The organism is Pseudomonas sp. NPDC089569, assembly GCF_050280625.1.
Taxonomy (GTDB): Bacteria; Pseudomonadota; Gammaproteobacteria; order Pseudomonadales; family Pseudomonadaceae; genus Aquipseudomonas.
In genome coordinates, this window is the sequence record NZ_JBNNVQ010000003.1 from 97276 (window position 1) to 123716 (window position 26441).

Consider the following 26441-nt stretch of genomic DNA (forward strand, 5'->3'; position numbering starts at 1 on the left):
CAATTTCGACTCGTATTTGCTCATCGCACGATGTGGTGGTTTTCACCTGTACCGGTGCACCCTTTCAATGGCGGCGCGTATTTTCTTTGATAATCACTTTCAATAAAAGGGGCTTCTTTTTTATAGGGAAAACCCTGCGTCGTTTTCAGGAATACCTGCCTGGATATTCCTATACCGTATTCACATGAGCCTTTTTCGGGGGGGCAGACCGAGTTCTGGTTTTAGAGGGTTCGGGCTCCGTCGTTCGCACTAACCAGTGGAGTTCTGTGGGGTGCGATAACACAAAAAAGAAAAGCTACGAACTAAAAAATCGTATTAAGAGTGGCGCAGGGATGCGCACCTGAAATCTTTCGCCAGCAACGCTCAAGATCTCTTGGCCCGGCCAATTTAGAACCACAGCGTAAGTTTGCAGTGGCAGGAGAAGAAACTTCAGCCCTTTAAGGCGGGTGTGAAATGGTGCTTATCAGTTTTCTATCCGAATCAATGCTCACCATTATGAGTGGCGTCCTGTACCGCCCCTGCAAGCGCGCGTAATCCAGCGAAAATCTGCAGGCCTCTGGCCGCGTGTGAATCACTCAAATCTATTGTCATGCCGCATCCGTCCGGCCAACACGTTTTCCCGATGCCACCGCCGAAGGCCATGGTGTCCACTTAATTTAAGTGGGTGCCGCGTCAATAGTAGAAAAATGTAAGTCCTTTTTTGGAGTGTTGTAATGCGTACCGATTTAACCCGGAAAACCAATACAAGAGTGTATGTCGTTATCACTTTCTGCTTTGTTTTGGCATCGGCGCTTATCGTGGCGGGGCTGTTAACGGTCAGGCAGCTGGATGGTTATATTCGGGGTATGTATTACGGCAGTGCGGCGCCGATAGGGCATCTGTCCAATATTCGGGCGGCGCAAACCGATATCCGTCGTTTGCAGTGGCGAATTCTCGCTTGCGACCCCATCGATGCCGATGGATTCATCAGAGAAATAAACGCAGATTTGAGCAGCATCGCCAGTGAATGGCAGCTTTATTATTCCGGGGGTGTTAGTAGCCATAAGGAGAAGCGCCTCGCGGACCAACTCAATGAGCAATTGCATTTCGCCGCGACAGTCATTAGGGAGAGCCATCGGCGGCTCAAATCGGATGGCTACGAAGCGATGAGGAGTTGGCATGAGGAAAAAAAGCCTTTCTTCGATCAACTGGACCGCCTAATCGCAGAAGACATCGAGACAAATGTCCACCAGGCGGCGAAGTTCGCTGACTTGAGCGGCGTAATTTTCGACAGGGTTCTGTGGATCGCCGGGACATTGCTGTTGCTGGGTGGCTTTGGATTCGTTGGCGGCCTGGTCGTATCGTTGCGCTGGAGACGACAGCGTGACACCGCAGAGCAAAAATCCCGCGAACATCTATGGCTGGTGGATCAGGTGTTCAGCACCGCTAGGGACGGTGTAATCATCACCAATCGATCCGGGGAAATCACCCAGGTCAACCCGGCCTTCACCAGGATGACGGGGTACACCGAGGCAGAGGTGTTGGGTAAGAATCCCAGCTTGTTGAGTTCCGGTCGGCATCCCGTCGATTTCTACACCGAGATGTGGCGTTCTATCCGGGAGCTGGGCTATTGGGAAGGGAATATATGGAACCGCAAGAAGAGCGGAGATCTGTATCTGGAGTCACTGTCCATTGCCGCCATCCCTGGTTTGAACGAGTCGGATTTGAACTATGCGGCCGTTTGCAGCGATATCACCAAGCAGCATGCGGAATTGGAGTTCCAGGGGTACCTGGCGACCCACGACCCATTGACCGATTTACCCAATCGTCTGCTGTACGTTGAGCGGCTGACCCAAGCCATCGCCCGCGCCCATCGTACAGGCTCCAAAGTGGCGATCCTGTTTCTCGATCTCGATCACTTCAAGCAGATCAACGACCAGTTGGGGCACGGGGTAGGGGACAGCACGTTGATCACGGTCGCGGCGCGGTTAAAAGGCTCCCTGAGGGAGGTCGATACCGTGGCCCGCCTGGGTGGTGATGAATTTGCCATGGTGCTGGAAGAAGTTCATGAGATTGCGCATGTCGAGCCGATTGCCCAAAAGTTGCTGGCATCGGTGGGCGAACCCATTGTGGTCGACGGGCATCGGGTCTCGGTTACGCCGAGTATCGGGATAAGTATCTACCCGGATCACGGAGACACTCCGAAAGAACTGGTGCGGCTGGCTGACGTTGCGATGTACGAGGCCAAGAATGCCGGCAAGAATGCAGTTAGGTTCCACGCCAACTTCGAGCGCAAATGCCTACAAAAAATTTGATTCAGCGGATTGCCCCGCTTCTTGAAGTGCTTGGCTTCGGCACTGCTTTGCTGCATCGATAGCACAGACTTGTCCGATCCCGACATGATGCCGATCATCATCAGTTAAATTTCTTGCGTCGACTCCTGAGTCCGATGAGCCAAGGCCCCGCCTTCATCAGCTACAACGGCAAAGCCGCGGCCTTGCTCACCCGCGCGAGCGGCTTCGATATCAGTGGGCTCCAGGATGGTAGCTTCAAGAGCGATTTGGTTTTCGTTGAGCTTGAACAGCAGGGAAGGGAGCAGATCTGTATTTGTCATCGTGAGTCTTCCATGCAGAATTCAGCGAGCTCCAAGCCGCCGGCAGGACATCGGAGGTCTGGCGATTCAGAGATGACTTACCATGCTTTTACGGGGTGGGTTGCGGAAATGGCCAAAAAAATGCGGAAACGATGGCGTCGGGGTTCAGTCCAGTCGGCAAACCCCAGAAACGACAAAACCCTGAATAATCAGGGCTTTGTCGTATGAAGATGGCGGAGGCGATGGGATTCGAACTCATGGACCTGTTACAGTCGACGGTTTTCAAGACCGTTGCCTTAAACCACTCGGCCACACCTCCGTTGCTGTTGCGGGCGCCATAATACCTGAATGAAACACACTGTCAAACTCTCTGCATCGCTTGTTACAGAGCGTCTGTTATGATCTTTGCGACTGAACGTTTCAAACCAACAGGAGTGTCGCCATGCGCGAACAGGATTACGCAGTGAACAACAGCGTGCAGGCTGAGCAGCTAGAGGTTAGCCGCGTCCTGCGCAACACTTACGGCTTGCTGGCTCTGACGCTTGCCTTCAGCGGTGTGATGGCCTATGTCGCCCAGCAGATGCGGGTCGGCTACCCTAACGTTTTCGTAGTGCTGATCGGCTTCTACGGCCTTTTCTTCCTTACCAACAAACTCCGTGATTCGGCCTGGGGCCTGGTATCGGCATTTGCCCTGACCGGTTTCATGGGATTCCTGCTCGGCCCGATCCTCAATCGCTACCTGGGCATGCAGGGCGGTGCTGAAGTGGTCAGCTCGGCCTTTGCGATGACTGCGCTGGTGTTCGGTGGTCTGTCGGCCTACGTGCTGATCTCGCGCAAGGACATGAGCTTTCTCGGCGGTTTCATCACCGCAGGCTTCTTTGTCCTGCTCGGCGCGACGCTGGCCAGCTTCTTCTTCCAGATCAGCGGCCTGCAACTGGCGATCAGCGCAGGTTTTGTGCTGTTCTCCTCGGTCTGCATTCTGTTCCAGACCAGTGCGATCATTCATGGTGGCGAGCGCAACTACATCATGGCGACCATCAGCCTGTATGTATCGATCTACAACCTGTTCGTCAGCCTGTTGCAGCTGTTCGGCATCATGGGCCGCGATGACTGATCATCATCGGTGAATAAAAAACCCGCTTCGGCGGGTTTTTTAATGCCTGTGATCTGGCAAAAAAAATCAGGCCATTGGCGGCAATCGTCGTTTTACCGGCGTTTTCTTGACGATCGCGGTATTGGTTTCGGCATGGGTGTTGAGGCGGTCGAGCAGGGTGTCCAGTTGCTCCATGGAGCGTACGTGCAGGCGTGCGATGAAGCAGTCGTCGCCGGTTACCTTGTCGCACTCGGTGAACTCGGCAATGGCCATGATTTGCCGTTCCACTTCCTGCAACTGGCCTGGCAACGGGCGAATGCGCACGATGGCCTGGAGTTGATAGCCGAAGGATTTCGGGTCGATTTCAACGGTATAGCCCTTGAGCACGCCACGTTCTTCAAGCCGACGCAGGCGCTCTGCAACGCTGGGTGAAGACAGGCCGCTGATTTGCGCCAGCGCCTTGAGCGAACGGCGCGAGTCTTCCATCAATGCCGTGATCAGCACCTGGTCGATGTCATCGGTCATGGCGAAGAACCTCAATTAGGCAGTTATTGAAAATTGCCTTCATAAAAAAGGCAGGGTGCGAGTTTAGCCTGCTTTTTGCTATGGAGATGAGTTCGGGCGGATTGGCATACTTTGCCCATCAACAGAGGAGTCTGAAGATGGACAAAACAATACGCCGTGGCTCGTTCGAAATGACCGCCGCCATGCTGATCTCCGGGACCATCGGCTGGTTCGTGCTGGTGTCGGGGCAACCCGTGCTGGATGTGGTGTTCTGGCGCTGCCTGTTCGGCGCCGGCGCGCTGCTGCTGATTTGCGCAGCATTCGGTTTCCTGCGCCCCGGCATTCTGACTCGCACCACGTTCCTCTTGGCGGTGTTCAGCGGCGTGGCGATCGTGGGCAACTGGGTGCTGTTGTTCGCCTCCTATTCCCGCGCTTCGATTGCCATCGGCACCGCCGTTTACAACGTTCAGCCGTTCATGTTGGTGGGGCTGGCCGCGGTGTTTCTCAACGAGAAAATTACCCTGCAGAAGCTGTCCTGGCTGGGTGTTTCATTTCTCGGAATGCTGGCGATTGTCAGTGCCCATGGCGGGCAGGGCGAGAGTGGCGACCAATACCTGATCGGCATTGTGCTGGCGCTGGGCGCTGCGTTCCTTTATGCGATTGCCGCGTTGGTCATCAAGCGCCTGACCGGCACACCGCCGCACCTGATCGCATTGATTCAGGTCAGCACGGGTGTCCTGTTGCTCGCACCGTTCGCGCACTTCTCGACGCTGCCGCAGGCTCCAAGCGCCTGGGCCAGTCTGGTGACGCTGGGATTCGTTCACACTGGCGTGATGTACGTACTGTTGTACGGTGCGATTCAGAAACTGCCGACGGCGTTGACCGGTGCACTGTCGTTCATCTATCCGATTGCGGCCATTTTTGTCGATTGGTTTGCCTTTGGTCATCGCCTGGAGCCGCTGCAATGGATCGGTGTTGCCGCGATTCTCCTGGCCGCCGCCGGCATGCAACAGGGCTGGAGCCTGAAGCTGCGGCGTACAGCGACCCAGTAAGCAGCTGTCAGATGTTCCAGCGCGGCGCCGTGTCGGCCAGACGCTGGCGCATCTCGCCGATGTTGGCGGCCAACTGCCGAACCAGTAAGCGATAACCGTCCAGCGGGTTATGGACTGTTGTGTCCAGGCCCGTGTCCAACGGCAGCTCGACAGGGCGACTGAGTCGGCGGGATTCCCCCGTCTTCAACGCCCGGGCCATAGCGATCAACTGCACATGAATCAACCGATGCTCGGCTTTCATGGCCGATTGCAGTTGAGCCATGGCCTCGGGATCATTGGCATCCGGCCGGGTATTGCCGAGAATCTCCAGGGTGCTGACACACATGCGCAGGTGACGTTGAATGGCATCGAGTTCGGTCATGGAAATCCGCACTTCCTTGGACACCGAAGGCATCAACGAGCGCAGTTGCACCATCACCGCATTCAGGCGGCCCATGAGCTTGAGGTGTTCATCCGCCGTGACGGATTCACCCTTGATGATGCGAGCGTAAATGGTCGCGCAGTCGCGCAAGGCGTCGGCCAGGTTGTAGCGCCAGGAGTACACCGCATAGAGCGGCAGGGCGAAGGAAAAAGCCAGGGCCAGGGCGATGCCGATCAAGATGTCCACCCCGCGCCACAAACCGTCGGTGACAGGGTTGTCGCCATGTCCGGCAACGATGAAGACGGTAATGGCCGACAGTAAGGCGGTGTAGCCCCCCTTGCCGATGGCGTGGTACGAGAAAAAGCCGCAGACCACTGCCATGGCGAAATAGGTCAGCCACGGCAAGCCGAGCCACGCTTGCTGCACCACCAGCAACAGGCCGACACCGGCGCCGATCAGGGTGCCGATGGCCCGCTCCGCGGCTTTTTTGCCGATATTGCCGTGATGTTGCAAACCACCGATCACCACCAGCATCGTCACCGAGGCCCACTCGCCGTGGGGCAAGTGAATGCCGGTTGTCAGCAGGATGGTTGCCAGCAACCCCAGGGATACGCGCACCGCGTGAATCATTCTGGCATGCCGATAGCGCTGGTACGGATCCAGCAGCGGGCGCAGTAACCGGCGCAGCAGTGGCGGCAGTCGATGGGCTGTGGTTTTGCTCAGGTCTCTACTCCTCAAAAGATGTAATCAGTGGTCAGGAAACTCGAACTGCGTCCGCTGATGATTTCGCTGACAAGGTCCTTGTTGGTTTCCTGGAATTTGGTCGCCACCAAGGTACGGATCGAAAACACCCGCAAGGCGTCATGCACCGACAAGGTGCCTTCGGCGGAGTTCTTGCGACCATTGAACGGGTAGGTATCCGGTCCGCGCTGACACTGGGCGTTGAGGTTGATGCGTCCGACCTGATTGGCGAAGGTGTCCACCAGCCGACCGACTGCTACCGGATTGCTGCCGAAGATGCTCAGTTGCTGGCCAAAGTCCGATTCCAGGACGTAATCAATCACCGTGTCCAGGTGGCGATACGGCACGATCGGCACCACCGGGCCGAACTGTTCCTCCTGATAGACGCGCATCTGCGGTGTTACCGGGTACAGCACCGCCGGGAAAAAGAACGAGGCACGTTCTTCGCCACCGTGGGGGTTCACTACCTGCGCGCCTTTGCCGACTGCATCGGCCACCAGTGCGTGCAGATAATCGACCTTGCCCGATTCCGGCAGAGGCGTCAGTGCCACGCCGCTTTCCCACGGCATGCCGGGTTTGAGCGTGGCCAGTTTGGCGTTGAATTTCTCGATGAAGGCGTCGACCACGTCTTCATGGACAAACAGGATTTTCAGTGCGGTGCAGCGCTGGCCGTTGAACGACAGGGAGCCGGTGATCGCTTCGTTCACCGCGTTGTCCAGATCCACCTGCGGCAGGACGATGCCGGGGTTCTTCGCATCCAGGCCCAGCGCCGCGCGCAGGCGATGAGGGCGCGGATGCAGCTTCTTCAAGTCACTGGCCGCCTTGTTGGTGCCGATGAACGCAAAAATGTCGATCTTGCCGCTGGCCATCAGTGCGCTGACGGTCTCGCGACCGCTGCCGTAGATCACATTGATCACCCCGGCGGGGAAACTGTCGCGGAAGGCCTCCAGCAACGGGCGAATCAACAGCACACCCAGTTTGGCCGGTTTGAACACCACGGTATTGCCCATGATCAGTGCCGGGATCAATGTGGTGAAGGTTTCGTTCAAGGGGTAGTTGTAGGGCCCCATGCACAACGCCACGCCCAACGGAACGCGGCGGATCTGGCCAAGGGTGTCCTGTTCCAGTTCGAAACGGCTGGAGCGACGGTCCAGCTCCTTCAGGGCATTGATGGTGTCGACGATGTAATCGCAGGTGCGGTCGAACTCTTTCTCCGAGTCCTTGAGGTTCTTGCCGATTTCCCACATCAGCAACTTGACCACCGCCTCGCGTTGTTCGCGCATATGCGCCAGGAAGGTCTCGACGTGCTGGATGCGTTCGGCCACGCGCATGGTCGGCCACAAGCCCTGGCCACGATCATAGGCACGCACGGCCGCGTCCAGGGCCGTGAGCGCGGTGTCGGCATCGAGCAGCGGTGTGCTGCCGAGGATGACTTGTTCGTCGCCATTGGCGCCGCGCAAATACACCGGGCTGCGCACGGTGGCAAGGGCGCCCGGCCAGGTTTTCAGGACCCCATCGACCAGGTATTCGCGTTGTTCCATGCGGCCGTCGAGGCGGTACTGCTCAGGAATGCTGCCAGCCTCGGGAAACAGGTTGCCAAGGAAATCTGCTGTGCTCATGTCGTTACCTCATGTGAGATGCCTGCCACGAACCTGTAGGAGCGAGCAGGCTCGCGATGGTCGTGAACGATGACGCGGGCTGTCTGGATGCCCGCGGTGTCTGAGCTACCTTCGCGAGCATGCTCGCTCCTACAGTGCAGCAGGGGGCGAGCGCTAATGGGCAGGGTAGAGGGGTTGTGGTTCTGGATCTTGTGCCTCAAGCGTAGACGGCTTTGCACGGTTGTTGAAACCCGACTTTTGACCCCAGTCCACACAACGGCCTGTGCTGCGGTTAAACTCGGGTTATTTGCCAAGGAGTTCCCATGAGTCACAACCAGCCAGGCATTCTTGCCACCCCTGTTCCGCCTCACGCCCGTCATATGTTCTTCGTCCTCGAGTCCGCCGCTGAACTGCCGGCTGCGCTCGACCGCTTGGTACAGAGGGTGGATGGCAAGTCCGCGGTGGTTGGCTTCGGTGAATCCCTGGTCAAGGCGCTCGATGCCCACATCGAAGGGCTGCGGGTGTTCCCGGCAATGACCGGTGTGGGGGTGGACAACCCGTCGACGCAACATGCGCTGTGGTGCTGGTTGCATGGCACCGATCGTGGAGAATTGCTCAATCGCAGCAATGAATTTGTAGCCGCGTTGGCACCGGCCTTGCGTCTGGTGCAGGTCACCGAAGGTTTCCGCCATCGCGACGGGCATGACCTGACCGGCTATGAGGACGGCACCGAGAACCCTCAGGACGAAGCCGCGGCGGCCGCCGCTTTAGTGTCGCAAGGCGCTGAAGGCACGGTGGGCGGCAGCTTTGCCGCCATCCAGCAATGGCAGCATGACCTCAAGCGTTTCCATGCAATGGCGTCTCACGAAACGGACGACATCATGGGGCGTCGCTTGAGCGACAACGAAGAACTCGATGACGCGCCGATCAGCGCCCACGTCAAGCGTACCGCCCAGGAAAGCTTCGCGCCCGAAGCGTTCGTGGTCCGTCGTTCGATGCCCTGGATCGAAGGCGACCGCGCCGGCCTGATGTTCCTGGCCTTCGGCTTCTCCCTCGATGCCTTCGAAGCCCAGTTGCGCCGTATGAGCGGTCTGGAGGACGGCATCACCGACGGCCTGTACCGCATCAGCCGACCGCTCACCGGCGGCTACTACTGGTGCCCGCCGCTCAAGGATGGCCGCCTGGACTTGCGCGCCCTGCGCATCGACTGAGTTACAAGCAATCCCTCCGTAGGAGCCAGGCTTGCCGGCGAAGGCGTACTCAATGGCGCCGCACGACGTCAGGCCTGTTCGCGGGCAAGTCGGATCGCCGCACCGCTCGCTCCTACAGCGAATCTAACCTTATGCGTAAACAGTATTTCTCAACCTGAGCACGGCCTCTCTAAGATCACGTCATAACTCGTTATAACAAGTGATCTGCGATGACCGATAACGTTCTAACCTTAAGCCCTCTTTCCCATAGCAGTATCCCGCTGCATACCCAACTTCGCGACCTTTTGCGTTCGCGCATTCTCGACGGCCAATACCCGCAAGACAGCCAGATGCCGTCGGAAAGCGAGCTTGGCGCGCTGTTCAAGGTCAGCCGCATTACGGTGCGTCAGGCCCTCGGCGATCTGCAAAAGGAAGGGCTGATCTTCAAGATCCATGGCAAGGGTACTTTTGTGGCCAAGCCGAAAACCTTCCAGAACGTCAGCACCCTGCAAGGCCTTGCCGAGTCCATGACCGGCCGCGGCTACGAAGTGATCAACCGCTTGCGCAGCTTCAAGTTCATTGCTGCCGACAAACTGGTCGCCGAGCGATTGCAGGTCGCGGAAGGCGAGACCGTCGCGCAGATCAAACGGGTGCGCCTGATCAACCGCGAGCCGATTTCCCTGGAAATCACGTATCTGCCCAAAGCCATTGGCGAGCGCCTGGAAAAAGCCGACCTGGTGACGCGCGATATTTTCCTGATTCTGGAAAACGACTGCGGTCTGTCCCTTGGTCACGCCGACCTGGCCATCGACGCCGTGCTCGCCGACAGCGACCTGACCCAGGCGCTGAACGTTGAGCCCGGCTCGCCGATCATGCGCATCGAACGCCTGACCCACGATGCGGACGGCCATCCACTGGACTTCGAACACCTGTACTACCGTGGCGACGCGTTCCAGTACCGCCTGCGAATCGACCGGCAAAAAGGGGAGCAGGCATGACGCGCAATACGATTGAGCAGGAATATGACATCGTCGTGATCGGTGGCGGTACGGCCGGCCCCATGGCGGCAATCAAGGCCAAGGAACGCAACCGCGATCTGCGGGTGTTGTTGATCGACAAAGCCAACGTCAAGCGCAGCGGTGCGATCAGCATGGGCATGGACGGGCTGAACAACGCCATCATTCCGGGGCACTCGACACCGGAGCAGTACACCAAGGAAATCACCATCGCCAACGACGGCATCGTCAATCAGGCCGCGGTGTATGCCTACGCCACCCACAGTTTCGAAACGATCGAGCAACTGGACCGCTGGGGCGTGAAGTTCGAGAAGGACGAAACCGGCGACTACGCGGTGAAAAAGGTCCACCACATGGGCGCCTATGTGTTGCCCATGCCGGAAGGGCACGACATCAAGAAAGTCCTGTACCGGCAGCTCAAGCGCGCGCGGGTGAGCATCACCAATCGGCTGGTATGTACCCGATTGCTGAAGGATGAAGAGGGCGCGGTCAACGGCGTGATGGGTTTCGATTGCCGCACGGCCGATTTCCATGTGATCAAGGCCAAGGCGGTGATCCTCGCCTGTGGTGCGGCCGGGCGCCTGGGCTTGCCGTCCTCGGGCTACCTGATGGGCACCTACGAAAACCCCACCAATGCCGGCGACGGCTACTCCATGGCCTACCACGCGGGGGCCGAACTGGCGAACCTGGAATGCTTCCAGATCAACCCGTTGATCAAGGACTACAACGGCCCGGCCTGCGCCTATGTCACCGGCCCCCTGGGTGGCTACACCGCCAACAACAAGGGCGAACGCTTCATCGAGTGCGACTACTGGAGCGGCCAGATGATGTGGGAGTTTCATCAGGAGCTGGAAAGCGGCAATGGCCCGGTGTTCCTCAAGCTCGATCACCTGGCCGAGGAAACCATCCAGAACATTGAAGAGATCCTGCACAGCAACGAACGCCCGAGTCGCGGCCAGTTCCACGCCAATCGCGGCACCGATTACCGCACGCAGATGGTCGAAATGCACATCTCCGAGATCGGTTTTTGCAGCGGGCACTCGGCGTCCGGGGTCTGGGTCAACGAGAAGGCCGAGACGTCAGTCAAGGGGTTGTACTCGGCCGGTGACATGGCTGCCGTGCCGCACAACTACATGCTCGGTGCGTTTACCTACGGCTGGTTTGCCGGGACTAATGCGGCGGACTTTGTCGCGGACCGGACGTTTTCAGTGCTGGACGCCGCGCAGATCGAGGTTGAAAAACAGCGGGTCTATGCGCCACTGGACCGCGCGCACGGGCTGCCTCCGGCCCAGGTCGAATACAAGCTGCGGCGCTTCGTCAACGACTACCTGCAACCGCCGAAAGTGACGAAGAAGATGCAGATCGGCCTGCAACGCTTCGGCGATATCCAGCGCGACCTCGACCAGATCAAGGCCCACAACGCCCACGAGCTGATGCGCGCCATGGAAGTCAGCATGATCCGCGACTGTGCCGAAATGGCGGCTCGAGCATCGCTGTTCCGTGCCGAAAGTCGCTGGGGGCTTTATCACTATCGGGTCGATCATCCGCAGCGCAATGACAGCGAGTGGTTCTGCCATTGCCACCTGAAAAAGGATGAAAACGGCCGGATGAGCAGTTTCAAGAAAGCCGTCGAGCCTTACATCATCCCGCTCGACGCCGATGAAATGCAGGCCTACGACCGCTTGCGGGTCGGTGCCGACGCGGCGTAATGCCGTTACTGAAAAAGGGACAAACCATGGCCTATCAAGCCCAGGAAATCTTCTTCCGCTCCAACGCACCCGTCACCGTGGACGAGGACAAATGCATCGCCGAAAAAGGCTGCACCGTGTGCGTCGATGTCTGCCCGATGGACCTGCTGGCCATCAACCCGGCGACACAGAAGGCCTACATGGCGTTCGATGAATGCTGGTACTGCATGCCGTGCGAAAAGGACTGCCCGACGGGGGCTGTGAAAGTGGACATCCCCTACCTGTTGCGCTGACTGGCAGGACGCCATAGCTGGCAAGCCAGCTCCCACAGTGTCTGTGTCGATCATAAATTTGTGTACACCCACGAAACCTGTGGGAGCTGCGGTGCGACGATTCGACTTGCCAGCGATGAGGCCAGTACAGAAAACAAAAAAGCCATCCGGCAACACCGGACGCCTGCTTCAAACAACCCCTCGTTTCCCACCACGCCCTGATCGTGGCGGAGACGAACATCCTATAAATGATTCGAGGGGAAACACTCATGTTACGTGCAACGCTCGCCGGTCTGGTACTGGCTTCATTCACCTTGTCGGCCTCTGCCGAAAACATCCGCATTGCCATCGGCACCCAGGACACCACGATCAACTGCGCCGCAGGCGGCCTGTTGATTCGCGAGCTGGGCCTGCTGGACAAATACCTGCCCCACGATGGCCAATACAAGAACGCCACCTACGATGTGCAATGGAAGAACTTCACCAGTGGCGCACCGCTGACCAACGAAATGGTCGCCGGCAAGCTCGACTTCGGCGCCATGGCCGACTTCCCCGGCTCGTTCAACGGTGTAGCGTTTGAAGCCGCCGGTAAGCACAGCCTGTTTATCAGTGTGCTGTCAGGCAGCACCAAGGGCAGCGGCAATGGCATCGTGGTGCCGAGCGCCTCGGGTGTGCAGTCGCTGGCTGAACTCAAGGGCAAGACCATTTCCGTACCGTTCGCGTCCACCGCCCACGGCATGCTGCTGCGCGCCGTGGCAGCCCAGGGCTGGGACCCGCTCAAGGATGTGAACATCATCGCCCAGCCGCCGGAAGTCGCAGGCTCTGCGTTGCAGGCAGGCAAGATCGACGCCCACGCCGATTTCGTACCGTTCGCCGAGCTGTTCCCGAGTCGCGGTTTCGCACGCAAGATTTATGACGGTTCCCAGGCGGGTGCACCGACCTTCCACGGTGCCCTGGTCGATCAGGGGTATGCGAAAAAATACCCGGAAATTGTCGTCGCCTATCTGCGCGCCAGCATCGAAGCCAACCAGTTGCTCGCCGCCGAACCCGAGAAGTACAGCGAACTGATCGCCAAGGTCACCGGGGTCGATGCCGAGGTCAATTATCTGTTCCATGGCCCACTGGGCGTACAGACCCGCGATTTGAGCTGGAAGCCGGAATACCGCCAGGCCGTCGGCACGGCCATCGATACCCTCAAGCTGTTGAAAAAGGCTGATCGTGGCCTGGACCTGAACACCTTCATCGACGACCAGTACATTCGCGCCGCATTCAAGGCGTCGAACCTGGACTACAGCGCGCAGCTTGAAAACTACAAGCAAACACCGCTCAAAGCCGTGGATGCCGCGACCGGCAAGCCCATCACCGACTTCACCCACGTGGCGGAAATCTGGGTGCGCGGCGAGCCGAAAGTCCGTCAGTACGCCTCGGCGCAAGCGGCGTTCACCGCGCTGGCCAGCCTCAAACAAGAAGGCAGGAGCATCCGCGCGGTGTATGCCCAGGCCAGCGACAGCGGCATCAAGTTGCTGGCCGACCAGGCCTGGTTTGCCAGTGATGCGAAGGGGCAATTGAACGCCTTCCTGCTCAAGGGCCAGGCCGAACAATTCGCCACGGCCCAGGGCGGCAAGGTATTCGACTTCACCGACGCCACCACCCAGGCCGTGGCCACCCGCTAACTACGGCCCCAATCCCTGTAGGAGCGAGCACGCTCGCGATGAACCCGAGAGCGACGCGGGGTGTCAGGCGCCCAGCGTCATCGTTGACGTCCATCGCGAGCGTGCTCGCTCCTACAGGGGAAGGGACTCTGTTCAGAGGACTTTTCGTGTTCAGATCACTCAAACGCTGGCTCCCCCGAGCCGCCTCACTACTGCTCTGCCTGCTGTTCTGGCAACTGGCCGCCAGCCATCGGTGGAACCTGGGCCTGGTGACGTTTGCCAACGTGCCGACGCCCCTGTCAGTGATCGAAGCTGCGCTCGGTCTCGGCGACTCCGGCAAGCTCGCCCGGCACCTGGGCAGCAGCCTTGGCCGGGTGTTCAGCGGATACCTGGTGGCGCTGATCATCGGCATCGCTTTGGGCCTGGCCATCGGTCGCTCGAAACGGGCCGAGGACTGGCTTCTGCCACCGCTGGAAGTGCTGCGTCCGATCCCGGCCGTGGCCTGGATACCGCTGGCGATCCTGATGTTCCCGTCCTCGGAACTGTCGATGGTGTACATCACCTTCACCGGCGCCTTGTTTCCGATCCTGCTCAACACCGTGCATGGCATCGAAGGTGTCGATCCACGCTTGGTCGCATCGGCCAAAAGCCTCGGGGCAGGGCGCCGGGCAATCCTGCTGGAGGTGATTCTGCCGGGGGCGGCACCGAGCATCGTCACAGGCCTGGCCATCGGCATGGGCACGTCGTGGTTCTGCCTGGTGACCGCGGAAATGATCTCCGGCCAGTACGGCATCGGCTACTACACCTGGGAGTCCTACACGGTCCAGAACTACCCCGACATCGTGGTTGGCATGTTGCTGATCGGCGTACTCGGAATGGGCAGCAGTGTGCTGATCAAACGCCTGGGCGGGTTGTTCACGCCCTGGCATCGACCAGGAGGTAAAGCCTGATGAGCGTTTATCAACATCCTGACGGTCGCATCGACATCCACGGGTTGTCGATCAGCCTGGGCGAGGGCAGTGCGGCCTTCGAAGCCGTGCAGGGGCTTGACTGCCAGATCGAACCGGGCCAGTTCGTGTGCATTCTCGGTCCGTCCGGCTGCGGCAAGTCCACGTTGCTCGGGGCGCTGGCCGGCCACCTGCAACCGCGTACCGGCAGCCTCAAGGTCGATGGTGTATCGGTGGCGGGGCCGTCGCCTCAACGGGGCATGGTATTCCAGCAACACACGTTGTTCCCTTGGCGCACGGTGCGCGACAACGTCGCGTTCGGCCTGAAAATGCGTGGCGTCGGTAAAACCGAACGGCACAAGGCCGCCGATGACATCCTCGCCCTGGTCGGTCTTGAAGGATTCGCCGGGCACTGGCCGGATCAATTGTCCGGGGGCATGCAGCAGCGGGTGGAAATCGCCCGGGTGCTGGTCAACCGTCCGCGTCTGTTATTGATGGACGAGCCGTTCGGCGCCCTCGATGCCTTGACCCGCTTGAACATGCAGGAACTGCTGCTGGACATCTGGACGCGGATTCGCACCACAGTGGTGTTCGTCACCCATGACATCGACGAAGCCTTGTTCCTGGCCGATCGCCTGTTGGTCATGAGTCCGCGTCCCGGCCGGATCATTGAAGACCTGCACCTGGATTTTCCACGACCGCGCACCACCGAGCTGGTGACGAGTCACGAATTCTCCCGCTTGAAGCGTCACTGCCTTGATCTGCTGCGTCACCAGGACGGTCGGCAATTACCCCGCCTGAACCCGCTCGGACTTCCCCCTGAAAACCACTTGCCGCGATTTGCCCTATGACCTCACTGTTCGATGTAACCGATAACGAAGACATTCTTGCCCTGCAACCGCGCCTGACCGATGAAGATGCCGGTGTGCGCCGCATCGCGCTGATCGAGCTGGCCGACCTTGAGGAACCTGATGGCCTGCTGTGGCTGGTCGACCGATTGACCCGGGATCCGGCCGAGGAAGTGCGCGCCGAAGCCGCGCGATTGCTTGAGGCCTGGGAGGATGAGCCGGTGGTGCAGGCGCTGTGCCAGGCCCTGACCGATCCCGGCGCTGCGGTACGGGCCGCGGCCGCTCAAAGCCTCAGCCTGCTCAAGGGCGAGGCGGCAGGGCAGGTGATTGTGCCGTGGGCCGCGCATGCCGAGGTCGCCGTGCGTATCGCCGCGTTCCGCGCGTTGCGTGAGTTGCGCTTCGCCGAGGCCGCCCCGGCGGCGTTGCTGGCATTGGCTGACGAGGATGCCGGCGTGCGACGCGAAGCGGTCGGCGTGCTGGGTTGGCTTAAACAACTCGATGCCTTGCCGGCGCTGGCGCGCCTGGCCAGTGATGACCCCGACACCGAAGTGCGTCGCGCCGCCACCGGGGCGCTGGGGCTGGCCACCGATGCGCAGGTCTTGCCGGCGTTGCGCCAGGCCTTGCAGGACCCGGCCTGGCAAGTGCGCGAGGAAGCCGCCACGACCTTGGGCAAGGTCGGACACACCGACGCCGGGCCGGCATTGATCGACGCCTTGCGCGACGATTACTGGCAAGTCCGCCTGCGCGCCACCCGCAGCCTCGGCCGCTTGCGCTACGCCCAGGCCCTTGACCCGCTGATCGAAACCCTCGGCCATCGCATCAGCAACCTGCGCAAGGAAGCCGCCCTTGCCCTGGGTGAATTGAATGAACGCGATGCCGTCGCGCCGTTGCTGGCCGCGCAAGACGACGGCGACCCGGAAGTGCGCAAGGCTGTGCGCATTGCCTTGAGTCAACTGCAATGAGCCCGTTGGCGTTGGGCAATTCGCGCAGTCAACGGCAGTTGCGCCTGAGTTGGCCGGACGGTCGCGAACAGTTGCTCGACCACGCCGAACTGCGTCGGCAATGCCCGTGTTCGCAATGCCGGGCGTTTCGTTTGCGCGGGATGACGCCGATGGTCGACTCCCGCGTTCGGGTGGTTGAGGTCGTCACTCAAGGATATGGCGTGCAACTGGTGTTCAGTGACGGGCATGAGCGGGGGATTTATCCGTGGGCCTATCTCTTGAGCCTTGCTTGACCTGTAGGAGCGAGCACGCTCGCGATGGTGGCCAACGATAACGCTGGCTGCCTGAATGCCCGCGTTGTCCAAACGTCCATCGCGAGCATGCTCGCTCCTACAGGGGGGAGCACATCAGAACGACTTGCTCACGCTCGCCACCACCGTGGCACTGCACACGTCGTCAAACCCCCAGTTGCTCGCGCACTGGTTTTCAGACAGGTCGGTGTCGATATAGGCCAGGCCCAGCATGACACCGGCCAATTCATGGGTCAGCTTGACCTCCCATTCGTGGTACGAGTCCTCAGCCGTTCCCGAGCGCGAATACAGGCGCGGGTCCTTGAAGTCCATCTCGCCGTAGCGCAGTTTCAGCCCCACGCCAAAGGGCAATTCGTGTTCGTAGCCGACATAGCTGTAGAGCGAGTTCTGCTTGCTATCGATACCCGGTGCATCGTTGGAGTAATAGGCCCCGAGCTTTATGCCATAGAGACTGAGAATGCCGTAGACCTCGCCCTGGTTGAACTGGCTCTCTTTAGGGTAGGCGTACCTGATGTAACCGAGGTCGAGGCTGGCGTCGTCACTGGCCTGCCACAGCCAACCTGCGTAGTAGTCGACTTCCTGCCGGGTCTTCAGGCCACCGCCGAAATCGACATTGGAACTCCATGCACCTATATACAGGCCACTGCTATGGGCCAGGGTCACGCCGGCTTGCACGGCCGGGTCGTTCTGGGTCTGCGAGATCCCGCGGGTGCGGTAATCGCTGGCCAGGGTCACGTCCAGCAGCAACGAGAAATCATCGTTCAAGGCAATCGCCTGGCTGCTCAAGGGCAACAGACTCAAGGAACCGAGGGCGAACAGGGTGAAAGCTTTCATCAGGGAGCGTCCCGCTATTGTGGTTGTTATGGGCAAGGCTTTTTGGGTAAAGCGCAGGCAAAGCTGCGCCGTGCCTCGTGTCTCATGCCACGGGGCACGGGACACGAGGTCGGGCAGAAGGAGGAAAGTTTTTCTCAGAGGGTGGGTGCGTAGACCTGGCGACCGGCGAACCAGGTCTGCAGTACTTGGGTGTCGTGCAAGGCCTTGTTGTCGACGGTGAACACATCGCGGTCGACCACGATGAAGTCCGCTTGCTTGCCGGCGCTCAATGAGCCGATCTGTTTGTCCAGGCCAATGGTGCGAGCGGCGTTGAGGGTGTAGGCGTAGAACATGGTTTCGCGGTCCAGGCGTTCATCGGCGTTGAGTACCCCCAGCGGGCCGACCCGCGTCATGGCCTGGGCCATGGCGTTCCACGGGTTGGGCGATGACACCGGCCAGTCGCTGGCGCCGGCGATGGTCGCGCCCTGTTTGAGCAACGAGTGCGCCGGGTACTGATAACGGAACGCCTGGGCGCTGACATACGGCTTGATCATGTCCGTGGTGTAGTCGTCGGCGCTGGCCCACAGCAATTGCATCGAGGCGATGACGTTGAGCGGTTTGAACCGGGCGAACTCCTTCGGGTTGACCATCTGCAAGTGGGTGACGGAGTGGGTCACGCCGCTCTGGCGATCCTTGCGCGCCTGCTCGATCCCGTTCAGGGACTCACGCACGGCCCGGTCACCGATGGCATGGATATGCACCAGCCAGCCCCGTTGATCGATGGCACTGACCAGCTCGCCGAAATGCTTCGGATCGATCAGCAATTCACCCTGTTTATGCGAGTTGCTGTAGGGATCGATCATCGCGGCGCTCTGTGCCGGGTATTCGATCACGCCATCGGCAAAAATCTTGATGCCGGGCAGGGTCAGGTTGGGGATGCCCTGAAACTGCCGGCGAACCTTGTCCAGGGTATCGAGGTCGGCCGGTACGCTTTTCGGATTGGCCACCAGCAGCGCGGCCACATGGGCGCTCATGCCGCCGCTTTCGGCCAGCGCCTTGTACACCGGCAACACGCCAACGGTTTTTTCCGTGGGCTTGAGGGCAAACACCGGTTCGCCCGGCGCGGCGTTGGCGGCGGGGTCCATCCACGCGGTAATGCCCAGGCTGTTGTTGTAGCTCACCGCGGCCTGCGCAGCCTTGAGCATGTCGGCCGCCGCCGGTGCCGGCATTTTCGAGGCGACCCGGTCCCAGCCGGCGTCCACCAGAAACCCGTTGGGGCTGCCATCGGCCCGTTTGCCGATGGTGTCGAGTTCGGCGGCGGGCAATGACTTGAGCAATGCGGTATCGATGCCGGCACGCTTGAGCATCACATCGTTGGCCCAGGCCGTATGGTGGTCGCTGCCGGTGAACACCACCGGTACATCGGCCCATTCGCCACTGTTGAATGTCTTGCCCAGGGCTTCGGCCTGCGCCCAGTAGGCCGAACTCATGCCGGCCACGCTCAATACATCGCCATGCCTGGCCTTGCCATCGTCCCGCCAGGCGCGCAGGCGTTTTTCCAGTTCATCAAGACCGATCACTTCGTCTTCCATGTTGGCGGCGACCATTTCCAGTCCGCCGAAAATCGCGTGGGAATGGCTGTCGATGAGGCCGGGCATCAAGGTTTTGCCGCCCAGATCGATGACCTGGGTGCCAGGTTCGATCAAGGCCTTGATTTGCACATCGCTGCCGACCTGCAACACCTTGCCGTCCTGAATCGCCAGTGCCTGCACCTTGGGTTGGCTACGGTCGGCGGTGAAGATCTTGCCGTTGAACAACACAAGATCTGTCGCCGCCATGGCTTCCAACGAGGCAAAACTCACAGCGACCATCAATAGATTCGGGATGAATCTTTTCATTGAATGTTTCCTTGTTATTGCGTCTGATGGCCAGAATAGTGGCTCGCCGCGACCCGCAGAACGCCTCGCTCATGAAAAACGTTTTTGCCTGAATGGAAAAAGTAATGGACAAGTTGGGTGCATTGAAAATGTTCGTAGTCACGGCGCAACTGGGCAGTTTCAGTCGTGCCGCCGAGCAATTGGGCAAAACGCCGTCGGCCCTGACCAAAGCGGTCAATCACCTGGAGGCGGAGCTGGGGGCGCGTTTGTTCGAACGCAGTACCCGGCGGATCCTTCTGACGGAATCGGGAAGGCTCTATCTGGAAACCGCGCGCCAGGTCTTGCAGCGGCTGGACGAGGCGGGCGAGGAAATCGAGCAATTGCAGCATGGCCTGCGCGGCAGCCTGAAAATCACCGCACCCTTGGCGTACGGGCAGGCTTTTCTCGATCAGGTGTGCGGCGGGTTTCTTGAGCAATACCCGCAAATCAACCTGCAAGTGGACTTGTGCGACGCGTTCGTCAACCTGCTGGAAAGCGGCTATGACCTGGCCTTGCGCGAAGGTCATGACGACTTGCCGGGGCTGATCGCCCGTGTCGTCGGCAGCAATCGCCTGGTGCTGTGCGGTAGCCCGCAGTACCTGGCGCGCAAGCCGGTGCCCGTCACGCCACAGACCCTCGATGCGCATGATTGGCTGCTGTATTCCCATCCGCTGCTCAGTCGCGAATTCTGGTGGGTCGAAAAGGACGGCCAGCGCCTGAGCCTGCCGCAGCCCCGGGCACCACGCCTGCGCAGTGACAACTACGATTTGCTGCTGGCCAACGCCCTGGCCGGAAGAGGGTTGCTGCACACGCCTTTGTGGAGTGCCGCGCCGTACATGGCCGACGGGCGACTGGTGCGGTTGATGGCCGACTACGACATCGATCCGGATTCTTTCGGTCCGCACATTCTGGCGGTGTACCCCAGCCATCGGCGGGCCACGGCCAAAGTGCTGGCGTTCATCGATTACATCGCAGGGTTCCTGGCCTCGCGGGACCTGTAGGAGCGAGCAAGCTCGCGAGAAACGCCTGGACACCGCGAGCATTCAGGTAGCCAGCGTTATCGTTGACCTCCATCGTCGGAACGCCGCCCGGAGCGTGCTCGCTCCTACAGGTGGTACTTGTCAGTTAAACAGCGAAAGAGTACAAATGTACTCCATGACGAACCTGACTCCCCGCCGTACCGCCATCCTGACCTTTATCCGCGAGCGCATCGCCGAGCACGGTCAATCCCCGAGCCTCGCCGAGATCAGCGAGGCGTTCGGTTTCGCCTCCCGCAGCGTGGCGCGCAAGCATGTGCTGGCGCTCACCGAAGCCGGTTTCATCGAGGTCAACCCGCATCAGGCCCGGGGCATTCGCCTGCTCGGCCAACCGCCGCGTCCCGAGTTGCTGGACATTCCGGTGCTCGGTCGGGTGGCGGCCGGCGCGCCGATCGGTGCCGATGCCGAAATCCATAACCGCCTGCTGCTCGACCCGGCGATATTTTCCCGGGTGCCGGACTACATGCTGCGGGTTCGCGGCGACTCGATGATCGAGGACGGCATTCTCGATGGCGACCTAGTGGGCGTGCACCGCAGCCCCGAGGCGGTCAATGGCCAGATCGTCGTGGCGCGGCTCGATGGCGAAGTCACCATCAAGCGTTTCGAGCGGGTCGGCGACACGGTCCGTTTGCTGCCGCGCAACCCGGCCTATCAGCCGATCATCGTCGAAGCCGATCGGGACCTGGCCATCGAAGGGGTGTTCTGCGGCCTGGTGAGGCAAGGCTGATGGGCGCCGTCGTCGCGCTGGATACGCTGCTCAATGGCGGCCAGGTCTGGAAGGGCCGGCCGGCGCCACCGAGTGCCAGCCCACAACCTACCGGGCATGCCGCGCTGGATGCGGCGTTGCCCACGGGCGGGTGGCCGGAAGCTGCGCTGACTGAAATCCTCCTGGCCGGGCAGGGCGTGGGCGAGTTGCAACTGGTGTGGCCAACGCTGGCGCGGTTGTCGGCGGCGGGCGAGCGCATCGTGCTGGTGGCGCCGCCTTATGTGCCATACCCCCAGGCCTGGCAGGGCGCCGGGGTCGATCTGCGGCAATTGTCGATCATCCAGGCCAGCGAGCGCGATGCACTGTGGGCGGCGGAACAATGCCTGCGTTCGGGCAGCTGCGGTGCCGTGCTGTGCTGGCCGCACAAGGCCGACGATCGCGCCCTGCGTCGCCTGCAGGTGGCGGCGGAAACCGGCCAGACCCTGGCGTTTGCCTATCGCTCGCTCGGTGAAGCGCTCAACCCGTCGCCGGCAGCGCTGCGCATCGCCATCGATGCCAAACCGGCGCAATTGCGAATCCTCAAGTGCCGGGGCGGCCTGGCCCGGTCGGCGCCGATTGCCTTCGCCGTGGGGCATTGAGGTTGCCATGCGCTGGGTCTGCATTGTCTTCCCGCAAATGGCGCTGGACGCGGTACTGCGTCAACGCGCCGATCCCGATGAGCCGTTGGCGCTGCTGACCGGCCCGGCCCAGCGCCGGATCCTGCAGGCGGTCAACGGCCCGGCGCGGGCCCTGGGTTTGCGTCCCGGCCAGACCATGAGTGCCGCCCAGGCCTTGAGCAAGGGCTTTGCCACCGCCGAGTACGACATCGCCGAGATCGAACACTGGCAGCAATTTCTGGCTGCCTGGGCCTATCGATTCAGTGCCCAGGTCAGCGTGCATTACCCGCGGGCGCTGGTGTTCGAAATCGAGTCCAGCCTGGGCCTGTTCGGGGCCTGGCCGCAGTTGGAGGCGCGCTTGCGCAAGGAACTGGGCGAGCTGGGCTTTCGCCATCGCATTGTCGCCGCGCCCAACCCGGTGGCGGCACGGATGCTGGCCAACCTTCATGACGGCCTGGTGGTGCCCGACGATCAAGCCTTGCAGCATCACCTGGGGCAATTGCCCATCGACCGGATCGGCCTGGAGAGCGGCGTTGCCACGGCGTTGTCGCGCATGGGGTTGCGCACCTTGAGCCAGGTGCAGGCGTTGCCCCGACACAGTCTGGCCCGACGTTTCGAAGCGCAGGTGCTCAAGCACCTGGACACCTTGCTCGGGGCGCGACGGCTGGCGCTGGCGTTCTATCTGCCGCCGGATCGCTTCGATGTGCGCATCGAACTCAACTTTGATGTGCAGTCCCACCAGGCCTTGCTGTTTCCGTTGCGTCGACTGACCAGCGACTTGTCGGCGTTTCTCTGTGGCCGGGACAGTGGCGTGCAGCGCTTCGACCTGCACCTGGAGCACGCGGGGCTGCCGGATACGCTGGTCAAGGTCGGCCTGCTCAGCGCCGAGCGCGATCCGGCGATGCTGTTCGAACTGGCCCGGGGACGGCTGGAGCAGGTTCAGGTCGAGGCACCGGTGCGCGGGTTTCGCCTGCGCGCCGAAGACTTGCCGGCCTTCACGCCCCAGCATCGGGAACTGTTCGACGAGCGCCCGCAGCAGTCGCTGCCCTGGGAGCAACTGCGCGAGCGCTTGCGTGCACGGCTGGGGGACGACGCGGTGCATGGCCTGCGCTTTCAGGCCGATCACCGTCCCGAGTGCGCATGGCAGGCTGCTGCCGACAGTCGGCCCTGTGCGTCATTGCCCTCCGTGCAGCGACCGGGCTGGTTGCTCACCGAGCCCCAGGCGGTGCACGAAGGCTCGACCCGCATTCTCATGGGGCCGGAACGCATCGAGTCCGGTTGGTGGGACGGCGATGACGTGCGCCGCGACTACTACCTGATCGAAACCCGTGCCGGCCAACAGGGCTGGGCTTATCGTACGGTCGGCGAAGGCGGTCCCCTGTGGCTGCAGGGCTGGTTTGCATGAGCGGCGGGTATGCCGAACTGCACTGCCTGTCGAACTTCAGTTTCCAGCGCGGTGCTTCCAGTGCCCTGGAGCTGTTTCAACGGGCGAAGAAACAGGGCTACCAGGCGCTGGCGATCACCGACGAGTGCACCCTGGCCGGCATCGTCCGCGCCTGGCAGGCGGCGAAGTCCGTGGAGCTGCCGCTGATCATCGGCAGCGAGATACGCCTGGAAAACGGTCCGAAACTGGTCCTGTTGGTGGAGAGCATCGAGGGCTACCAGACCCTGTGCCGGCTGATCACTCGTGCCCGGCGCCGCACGCAAAAAGGCCAGTATGAAATACGCCGCGATGATTTGAGCGAGCCGTTGCCGGGGCTGCTGGCATTGTGGGTGCCGGACGCGGTGGATGACCTCGCGCAGGGCCACTGGCTCAAGCAGGTTTTCGCCGGGCGCCTGTGGCTGGCGGTGCAGCTGCATCGTGGTCAGGACGATCACCGGCGCCTGAGCGATTTGCTGGCTCTGGCCCGGCAACTGGATATTGCGGCGGTAGCCAGCGGCGATGTGCACATGCACGTCCGGGGGCGACGGGCCTTGCAGGACACCATGACCGCGATCCGCCATCACCTGCCGGTGGCGGATGCCGGGTTGCGCCTGCATCCCAACGGCGAGCGGCATTTGCGCAGCCTCGACGCCTTGCGCGAACTCTACCCGCCGGCCTTGCTCGATGAAACGCTGGTCATTGCCCGGCGCTGTACCTTCGACCTCGGCCAGTTGCGTTACCAATACCCGCGCGAGCTGGTGCCCGAGGGGCACACGGCCACGTCCTGGCTGAAGGTCCTGACCGAACGCGGTGTTCGCGAGCGCTGGCCCGAAGGGGCGAGCGAGAAGGTACGCGGGTTGATCGACAAGGAACTGGGACTGATCGCCGAGCTGGGTTATGAAAGTTATTTCCTGACGGTCCAGGACATTGTCGCCTTCGCCCGGCGCGAGAAAATCCTCTGTCAGGGGCGAGGCTCGGCGGCCAACTCGGCGGTGTGCTTCGCCTTGGGGATCACTGAAATCGATCCCGATCGAATGAACATGCTGTTCGAGCGTTTTCTCTCCAAGGAGCGCAACGAGCCGCCGGACATCGACGTCGATTTCGAGCACGAGCGGCGCGAGGAAGTCTTGCAGTATGTATTCCAGCGCTATGGCCGCAGCCGTGCCGCACTGACGGCAGTGGTCAGCAGTTACCACGCCGCCGGCGCGGTGCGCGACGTGGCCAAGGCGCTGGGGTTGCCGCCGGATCAGGTCAACGCGCTGGCCGATTGCTGCGGTCACTGGAGCGACGAGACCCCGCCAGTGGAGCGCTTGCTCGAGGGCGGTTTCGACCCCGAGAGCCCGGTATTGCGTCGGGTGCTCAGCCTGACCGGGCAACTGATCGGTTTCCCCCGGCACCTGTCCCAGCACCCCGGCGGTTTCGTGATTTCCGAGCAGCCTTTGGACACCCTGGTGCCGGTGGAAAACGCGGCCATGGCCGAGCGCACCATCATTCAGTGGGACAAGGACGATCTGGACGCGGTCGGGCTGCTCAAGGTGGACATTCTGGCGTTGGGCATGCTCAGCGCGATTCGCCGCTGTTTCGATTTGCTTCGTCGCCATCGCAACCTGGACCTGAGTCTGGCGACGGTGCCTGCCGAAGACCCGCAAACCTACGACATGATCGGCCGAGCCGACACCATCGGCGTGTTCCAGATCGAGTCACGGGCGCAGATGTCGATGCTGCCCAGGCTCAAGCCGCGCAAGTTCTACGACCTGGTGATCGAGGTGGCCATCGTTCGTCCGGGGCCCATTCAGGGCGGGATGGTGCACCCTTATCTGCGGCGCCGAAACAAGGAAGAACTCGAAAGCTATCCCTCCGAGGAATTGCGCGAGGTGCTCAAGCGCACCCTGGGTGTACCGCTGTTTCAGGAGCAGGTGATGCAGATCGCCATCGTCGCCGCCGACTACAGTCCCGGCGAGGCCGACCAGTTACGCCGGTCCATGGCGGCGTGGAAGCGTCATGGCGGGCTCGAACCGCACAAGGAGCGACTGGCCGCCGGCATGCAGAAAAACGGCTACACCCCCGAGTTTGCCGCGCAGATCTTCGAGCAGATCAAAGGCTTCGGCAGCTACGGTTTTCCCGAATCCCACGCCGCCAGTTTTGCCTTGCTGACGTATGCCAGTTGCTGGCTGAAGTGCCACGAACCGGCCGCCTTCGCCTGTGCGCTGATCAATAGCTGGCCCATGGGTTTCTACAGCCCCGACCAGATTCTGCAGGACGCGCGCCGTCATCATTTGCAGATTCGCCCGGTGGACGTGCGGGCCAGCGACTGGGATTGCAGCCTGGAGCCGATTGCCGGCGCACAACCGGCGATTCGCCTGGGCCTGCGGATGATCAAGGGGTTTCGCGAGGACGATGCCCGGCGCATCGAAGCGGCACGATGCAAGGGCGCCTTTGCCGATATCGCCGACCTTGGCGAGCGGGCGCGACTCGATGTTCGCGCCCGGGAACAACTGGCCGATGCCGGCGCGCTGCGAGGGTTGGCCGGTGATCGGCACCGGGCGCGCTGGGAAGTGGCGGGGGTGCAGAAACAGTTGGGTCTGTTTGCCGGTTTGCCCAGTCAGCAAGAGGACGCCGTGGTGCTGCCCAAGCCTACCGTCGGCGAGGACCTGCGAGCGGACTACGCCAGCGTCGGCACCACCCTAGGACCGCATCCGCTGGCGTTGTTGCGCGCTGAGTTGAAAGCCCGGCGTTGCCGCAGTTCGAAAGAATTGCTGGCAGTCGAGCATGGGCGGCCGGTCAGCGTCGCCGGGCTGGTGACCGGCCGGCAGCGGCCGGGCACCGCCAGCGGCGTGACCTTCGTCACCCTCGAAGACGAATTCGGCAACGTCAATGTGGTGGTCTGGCGCGACCTGGCCGAGCGCCAACGGCGGGTGCTGGTCGGCTCACAGTTGCTCAAGGTCGACGGGCGCTGGGAAAAGGAAGGCGAAGTGCGGCATTTGATTGCCGGGCGCTTGAGTGACTTGAGTCCGCTACTAGACGGCATCAGCGTGCGCAGCCGCGATTTCCACTGACCCCCGCACGCTGCTCGTTCCCACGCTCCGCGTGGGAACGCATCCCGT

At 61.2% G+C, this 26441-nt stretch carries 22 protein-coding genes, 1 tRNA gene and 1 pseudogene; 17 read left to right on the forward strand and 7 right to left on the reverse strand.

Annotation, left to right across the window (positions count from 1 at the left end; genetic code table 11):
- Nucleotides 1-713 precede the first annotated feature (713 nt).
- Nucleotides 714-2294 (forward strand): diguanylate cyclase domain-containing protein, encoded by a 1581-nt coding sequence (locus ACQKP2_RS02800; protein ID WP_427574186.1) that lies wholly within the window; start codon nucleotides 714-716, stop codon nucleotides 2292-2294.
- Nucleotides 2295-2401: 107 nt separating this feature from the next.
- On the opposite strand, the pseudogene ACQKP2_RS02805 reads toward ACQKP2_RS02800, so the two are convergent.
- Together ACQKP2_RS02805 and ACQKP2_RS02810 are read right to left on the reverse strand one after the other, a co-directional pair.
- Nucleotides 2402-2545 (reverse strand): annotated as a pseudogene (locus ACQKP2_RS02805) (methyl-accepting chemotaxis protein); the annotation flags it as partial.
- A gap of 258 nt (nucleotides 2546-2803) precedes the next feature.
- Nucleotides 2804-2891 (reverse strand) — tRNA-Ser (locus ACQKP2_RS02810).
- A 123-nt stretch (nucleotides 2892-3014) separates the two neighbouring features.
- Here ACQKP2_RS02810 and ACQKP2_RS02815 point away from each other — a divergent pair.
- Entirely contained in the window at nucleotides 3015-3686 is a 672-nt protein-coding gene (locus tag ACQKP2_RS02815) for a Bax inhibitor-1/YccA family protein (protein WP_427574187.1), read from the forward strand.
- Nucleotides 3687-3752: 66 nt separating this feature from the next.
- On the opposite strand, the gene ACQKP2_RS02820 is transcribed toward ACQKP2_RS02815, so the two are convergent.
- Nucleotides 3753-4190, reverse strand: coding sequence for an Lrp/AsnC family transcriptional regulator (locus ACQKP2_RS02820; protein ID WP_427574188.1), 438 nt, complete (start codon nucleotides 4188-4190; stop codon nucleotides 3753-3755).
- 137 nt (nucleotides 4191-4327) lie between these two features.
- Between ACQKP2_RS02820 and ACQKP2_RS02825 the strand changes: the two genes are divergently transcribed.
- Nucleotides 4328-5221 (forward strand): DMT family transporter, encoded by an 894-nt coding sequence (locus tag ACQKP2_RS02825; protein ID WP_427574189.1) that lies wholly within the window; start codon nucleotides 4328-4330, stop codon nucleotides 5219-5221.
- 7 nt (nucleotides 5222-5228) lie between these two features.
- Here ACQKP2_RS02825 and ACQKP2_RS02830 read toward each other — a convergent pair whose 3' ends face one another.
- On the reverse strand, nucleotides 5229-6248 hold the full coding sequence (locus ACQKP2_RS02830) for an FUSC family protein (RefSeq protein ID WP_427574304.1): 1020 nt from the start codon (nucleotides 6246-6248) through the stop codon (nucleotides 5229-5231).
- 68 nt (nucleotides 6249-6316) lie between these two features.
- Entirely contained in the window at nucleotides 6317-7942 is a 1626-nt protein-coding gene (locus ACQKP2_RS02835; RefSeq protein WP_427574190.1) for an NADP-dependent glyceraldehyde-3-phosphate dehydrogenase, read from the reverse strand.
- Nucleotides 7943-8244: 302 nt separating this feature from the next.
- On the opposite strand from ACQKP2_RS02835, the gene ACQKP2_RS02840 reads away from it, so the two are divergent.
- From ACQKP2_RS02840 to ACQKP2_RS02880, 9 genes are all read left to right on the forward strand, one after another.
- Nucleotides 8245-9132, forward strand: coding sequence for a Dyp-type peroxidase (locus ACQKP2_RS02840; protein ID WP_427574192.1), 888 nt, complete (start codon nucleotides 8245-8247; stop codon nucleotides 9130-9132).
- A 209-nt stretch (nucleotides 9133-9341) separates the two neighbouring features.
- A complete protein-coding gene (locus ACQKP2_RS02845) occupies nucleotides 9342-10109 on the forward strand; it encodes a GntR family transcriptional regulator (RefSeq protein ID WP_427574194.1) in 768 nt (255 codons plus the stop codon).
- Nucleotides 10106-11836, forward strand: coding sequence for a fumarate reductase/succinate dehydrogenase flavoprotein subunit (locus ACQKP2_RS02850; RefSeq protein ID WP_427574196.1), 1731 nt, complete (start codon nucleotides 10106-10108; stop codon nucleotides 11834-11836). The genes ACQKP2_RS02845 and ACQKP2_RS02850 overlap by 4 nt, the downstream gene beginning before the upstream one ends.
- A 26-nt stretch (nucleotides 11837-11862) precedes the next feature.
- On the forward strand, nucleotides 11863-12108 hold the full coding sequence (locus tag ACQKP2_RS02855) for a 4Fe-4S dicluster domain-containing protein (protein WP_003225615.1): 246 nt from the start codon (nucleotides 11863-11865) through the stop codon (nucleotides 12106-12108).
- Between the two features lie 227 nt (nucleotides 12109-12335).
- Nucleotides 12336-13760, forward strand: coding sequence for an ABC transporter substrate-binding protein (locus ACQKP2_RS02860; protein WP_427574198.1), 1425 nt, complete (start codon nucleotides 12336-12338; stop codon nucleotides 13758-13760).
- 146 nt (nucleotides 13761-13906) lie between these two features.
- Nucleotides 13907-14689, forward strand: coding sequence for an ABC transporter permease (locus tag ACQKP2_RS02865; RefSeq protein ID WP_427574200.1), 783 nt, complete (start codon nucleotides 13907-13909; stop codon nucleotides 14687-14689).
- Complete coding sequence (locus ACQKP2_RS02870; RefSeq protein ID WP_427574201.1) at nucleotides 14689-15537, forward strand: ABC transporter ATP-binding protein; 849 nt, start codon at nucleotides 14689-14691, stop codon at nucleotides 15535-15537. The genes ACQKP2_RS02865 and ACQKP2_RS02870 overlap by 1 nt, the downstream gene beginning before the upstream one ends.
- A complete protein-coding gene (locus ACQKP2_RS02875) occupies nucleotides 15534-16496 on the forward strand; it encodes a HEAT repeat domain-containing protein (protein ID WP_427574202.1) in 963 nt (320 codons plus the stop codon). The genes ACQKP2_RS02870 and ACQKP2_RS02875 overlap by 4 nt, the downstream gene beginning before the upstream one ends.
- Nucleotides 16493-16768 (forward strand): DUF971 domain-containing protein, encoded by a 276-nt coding sequence (locus tag ACQKP2_RS02880; RefSeq protein WP_427574204.1) that lies wholly within the window; start codon nucleotides 16493-16495, stop codon nucleotides 16766-16768. Before ACQKP2_RS02875 ends, ACQKP2_RS02880 begins: the two co-directional genes overlap by 4 nt.
- A 114-nt stretch (nucleotides 16769-16882) precedes the next feature.
- On the opposite strand, the gene ACQKP2_RS02885 is transcribed toward ACQKP2_RS02880, so the two are convergent.
- Nucleotides 16883-17620, reverse strand: a complete 738-nt coding sequence (locus ACQKP2_RS02885) for a TorF family putative porin (RefSeq protein ID WP_427574206.1) — start codon at nucleotides 17618-17620, stop codon at nucleotides 16883-16885.
- Nucleotides 17621-17754: 134 nt separating this feature from the next.
- Nucleotides 17755-19497, reverse strand: coding sequence for an amidohydrolase (locus tag ACQKP2_RS02890; protein ID WP_427574207.1), 1743 nt, complete (start codon nucleotides 19495-19497; stop codon nucleotides 17755-17757).
- Nucleotides 19498-19601: 104 nt separating this feature from the next.
- Between ACQKP2_RS02890 and ACQKP2_RS02895 the strand changes: the two genes are divergently transcribed.
- The 5 genes from ACQKP2_RS02895 (at nucleotide 19602) to ACQKP2_RS02915 (ending at nucleotide 26393) form a co-directional block, all read left to right on the forward strand.
- Nucleotides 19602-20516, forward strand: coding sequence for a LysR substrate-binding domain-containing protein (locus ACQKP2_RS02895; protein WP_427574208.1), 915 nt, complete (start codon nucleotides 19602-19604; stop codon nucleotides 20514-20516).
- A gap of 145 nt (nucleotides 20517-20661) precedes the next feature.
- A complete protein-coding gene (lexA, locus tag ACQKP2_RS02900) occupies nucleotides 20662-21279 on the forward strand; it encodes a transcriptional repressor LexA (protein ID WP_427574210.1) in 618 nt (205 codons plus the stop codon).
- Nucleotides 21279-21896 (forward strand): translesion DNA synthesis-associated protein ImuA, encoded by a 618-nt coding sequence (gene imuA / locus ACQKP2_RS02905; protein WP_427574212.1) that lies wholly within the window; start codon nucleotides 21279-21281, stop codon nucleotides 21894-21896. Before lexA ends, imuA begins: the two co-directional genes overlap by 1 nt.
- Before the next feature lie 7 nt (nucleotides 21897-21903).
- The gene (locus tag ACQKP2_RS02910; RefSeq protein ID WP_427574214.1) at nucleotides 21904-23319 is read left to right on the forward strand and encodes a Y-family DNA polymerase; all 1416 of its coding nucleotides are present in this window, start codon (nucleotides 21904-21906) and stop codon (nucleotides 23317-23319) included.
- Complete coding sequence (locus ACQKP2_RS02915; protein WP_427574215.1) at nucleotides 23295-26393, forward strand: error-prone DNA polymerase; 3099 nt, start codon at nucleotides 23295-23297, stop codon at nucleotides 26391-26393. Before ACQKP2_RS02910 ends, ACQKP2_RS02915 begins: the two co-directional genes overlap by 25 nt.
- Nucleotides 26394-26441 lie beyond the last annotated feature (48 nt).

Bases quoted from the DNA above. Each gene is read 5' to 3' on its own strand.
- ACQKP2_RS02800 (WP_427574186.1), top strand. From the start codon at position 714: ATGCGTACCGATTTAACCCGGAAAACCAATACAAGAGTGTATGTCGTT.
- imuA (WP_427574212.1), top strand. From the start codon at position 21,279: ATGGGCGCCGTCGTCGCGCTGGATACGCTGCTCAATGGCGGCCAGGTC.
- ACQKP2_RS02820 (WP_427574188.1), bottom strand. From the start codon at position 4,190: ATGACCGATGACATCGACCAGGTGCTGATCACGGCATTGATGGAAGAC.
- ACQKP2_RS02850 (WP_427574196.1), top strand. From the start codon at position 10,106: ATGACGCGCAATACGATTGAGCAGGAATATGACATCGTCGTGATCGGT.
- ACQKP2_RS02825 (WP_427574189.1), top strand. From the start codon at position 4,328: ATGGACAAAACAATACGCCGTGGCTCGTTCGAAATGACCGCCGCCATG.
- ACQKP2_RS02895 (WP_427574208.1), top strand. From the start codon at position 19,602: ATGGACAAGTTGGGTGCATTGAAAATGTTCGTAGTCACGGCGCAACTG.
- ACQKP2_RS02860 (WP_427574198.1), top strand. From the start codon at position 12,336: ATGATTCGAGGGGAAACACTCATGTTACGTGCAACGCTCGCCGGTCTG.
- lexA (WP_427574210.1), top strand. From the start codon at position 20,662: ATGTACTCCATGACGAACCTGACTCCCCGCCGTACCGCCATCCTGACC.
- ACQKP2_RS02855 (WP_003225615.1), top strand. From the start codon at position 11,863: ATGGCCTATCAAGCCCAGGAAATCTTCTTCCGCTCCAACGCACCCGTC.
- ACQKP2_RS02875 (WP_427574202.1), top strand. From the start codon at position 15,534: ATGACCTCACTGTTCGATGTAACCGATAACGAAGACATTCTTGCCCTG.
- ACQKP2_RS02885 (WP_427574206.1), bottom strand. From the start codon at position 17,620: ATGAAAGCTTTCACCCTGTTCGCCCTCGGTTCCTTGAGTCTGTTGCCC.
- ACQKP2_RS02835 (WP_427574190.1), bottom strand. From the start codon at position 7,942: ATGAGCACAGCAGATTTCCTTGGCAACCTGTTTCCCGAGGCTGGCAGC.
- ACQKP2_RS02870 (WP_427574201.1), top strand. From the start codon at position 14,689: ATGAGCGTTTATCAACATCCTGACGGTCGCATCGACATCCACGGGTTG.
- ACQKP2_RS02890 (WP_427574207.1), bottom strand. From the start codon at position 19,497: ATGAAAAGATTCATCCCGAATCTATTGATGGTCGCTGTGAGTTTTGCC.
- ACQKP2_RS02910 (WP_427574214.1), top strand. From the start codon at position 21,904: ATGCGCTGGGTCTGCATTGTCTTCCCGCAAATGGCGCTGGACGCGGTA.
- ACQKP2_RS02845 (WP_427574194.1), top strand. From the start codon at position 9,342: ATGACCGATAACGTTCTAACCTTAAGCCCTCTTTCCCATAGCAGTATC.
- ACQKP2_RS02880 (WP_427574204.1), top strand. From the start codon at position 16,493: ATGAGCCCGTTGGCGTTGGGCAATTCGCGCAGTCAACGGCAGTTGCGC.
- ACQKP2_RS02815 (WP_427574187.1), top strand. From the start codon at position 3,015: ATGCGCGAACAGGATTACGCAGTGAACAACAGCGTGCAGGCTGAGCAG.
- ACQKP2_RS02840 (WP_427574192.1), top strand. From the start codon at position 8,245: ATGAGTCACAACCAGCCAGGCATTCTTGCCACCCCTGTTCCGCCTCAC.